The organism is Saccharopolyspora elongata, assembly GCF_004348985.1.
Taxonomy (GTDB): Bacteria; Actinomycetota; Actinomycetes; order Mycobacteriales; family Pseudonocardiaceae; genus Saccharopolyspora; species Saccharopolyspora elongata.
The window spans coordinates 1-2,133 of the sequence record NZ_SMKW01000199.1 but is presented as its reverse complement, the minus strand read 5'-3'; the positions used below and the strand labels follow the sequence as shown (position 1 = coordinate 2,133).

1 protein-coding gene and 1 pseudogene are annotated in these 2,133 nt (G+C 65.8%); both read right to left on the bottom strand.

Translation table 11 applies throughout. The features are described from left to right. Positions 1-1,053: 1,053 nt before the first annotated feature. Positions 1,054-1,775: pseudogene (locus E1288_RS46250) on the bottom strand (creatininase family protein). Between the two features lie 22 nt (positions 1,776-1,797). Next, a partial coding sequence (locus E1288_RS46245) for a transposase (protein WP_165968644.1) occupies positions 1,798-2,133 on the bottom strand: 336 nt, incomplete at its 5' end.

Genomic DNA, 2,133 nt, shown 5'->3' with positions numbered 1-2,133 from the left:
CTACGCTGAGCATCGGGTCGTACCTTCCCAGCCAGCGTTGCAGCGCTGGCCATGCTTGGAACCTTGCATCCGATCACTGGGAAGGTACGCCCCTTCCCAGCCGATCCACAGGTCTCAAGCATTCCTCTCGGGCGGTTGCGTGCGGTGGTGGTGCGGGAGGGCGTGTGTGAACGAGCGCTGCTGGCAGTGGCAGGGGTGCGGTACCGGCGCCGTCGGGAGCCACCGGTGTTTGGGGCGTTTTTCATGCCAATCCCGAGCGGTGGTCGGAAGGTGACCGTGTCCCCGTCCCCGTAGTGGCTGAGAGAACCCACGAGAATCCGAATGTCCCCTTCGGTCAGCGGGCGCGCCACCGCCGTGCAGAAGTCCGCCGAACCAACAAAGCAGCGTGACTGTGCCGGCTGGCTGATCCGTGTCGACCGCGTACGCCGACAACGGCGGGTGGATTGCGTCCACAACCCGGCGCGTCGGATGTGGTCCATGGCGGTTGATCAGAGGGAGGCCCTGCTTTCTTGCTTGATCGATCGCGCCGAGTCTTCGTCCAGCGGTGATCAGCGATCGGCAAGTGGTTGCCGTGCTTCAGAGCTACCGGCCACGACAATGACGATCATCGTATTCGCTCGAGCCGGTGAGCAACCACGGCGGCTGCGGCTCGCGTGCCGGCGAAGCCCTCAGGTAGGGGCTGGCAGCTCACCTGGACAGGGGTTCCGTCCGGAGGCGACAAGGTGGCGACGGAGTTCGGCGCTCAGAGCCGACGTCGTTGAGCTGGCAGGAGCTGCGCTGGGACATCGGCAGTGTGGTTGCCGCGGTGCGGATCGTTCGATGGGCGGGGCCATGAGATACCCGGCGTTCGGGGTGATGCCGTTTGCGCCGGAGCACGACGTCACATCCAGCGTGCGATAGGTCGCCCGCGCTTGGCCGGCGCACGCGAGCGCGAGGCCGATAGGCCAGCAGCGATGTCGGCCCTCCTGCACAGTCGTCCGTGCTCCCACAATCCTGTAGGGCGACAAGGGATGTCCGTCGTTTGTTCGACGCTGAAGCAGCCTGAGCCGTTGCTCAGGGGATCGGCTTACGCAACTCATCGAGGCGACGGGTGAATTGGCTCTCGAACGCGTCGAGAAGGGCGGCGCCCTTCTGCGCGCTGGCCAGCGAGGGTTGGCCGACCACGCCTGTGGAGGTGTAGGCGCGAAGTCCGCGCAGGAGTAGGTCGGGGCGTTCGTCGGCGCGGTGGTCGGCCGTTTCGTATCCATCGCGGACGAGTGAGGGAGCAGCGTGCAGCAAGATGCTCGTTTCACCTTCGCCTGCGTGCATATCTTGGGACGCGGTGAGCTCGCAGCCTGCGGCCTGGCGGGCGGTTTGCCAGACGCTGCTGCCGGGGTAGACGATTATTCGCCGCGACCTGGATACGGAAGCTTCCTGCGCGATGTTCGACAGGATGTAGTTGCCGCCGTGGCCCGAGATGAGCGCAAGGCGTCGAATCCCTGGCGTTCCAGAGAAGCGCTGATATCGGTGATGGCGGCGTGCAGCGTAGTGGCGCGGATCGAGACGGTGCCGGCCAGTAGGCCTTCATGCTCGTGGCTGCAGGAGATGGTGATTGGCGGCAGGAGCAGTAGATCGTAGGCGTCGCACAGCCGGGTAGCGATGATATGGGCGATCATCGAGTCGGTCGCCAGCGGTAGGTGCACGCCGTGCTGCTCGAAACTGCCAACAGGGAGCAGCGCGACATCGGCCTTGCGACGCTGTTCGTCGGCCGCGGTGGTGGTGGGGAGCAGGTGCACGCCGTTGTTCTCCTTAGAGTTCCTAACAAAGGGTTTTGATGTGTCGAAAGCAGATGATGCAGGTGGCCAGGCCGAGGAACGCCTCGTGGATGTCGGCGCGGCGTTCCCAGCGGATGCGCAGGCGTCGCATGCCGTGGTACCAGGCGATCGTGCGTTCGACGACCCACCTGATCACGCCGAGTCCGGAGCCGTGGCCGGTTCCTCGTTGGGCGATCTTCGGGTCGATCCCCGTGTCGCGCAACTCGTCGCGGTGTTTGTCGGAGTCGTAGGCGCGGTCGGCATACAGGGCGTCGGGCCGGCGGCGGGGGCGCCCGCGCCTGCCTCGCACGGGCGGGATCGCCTCGACCAGTGGGAGGAG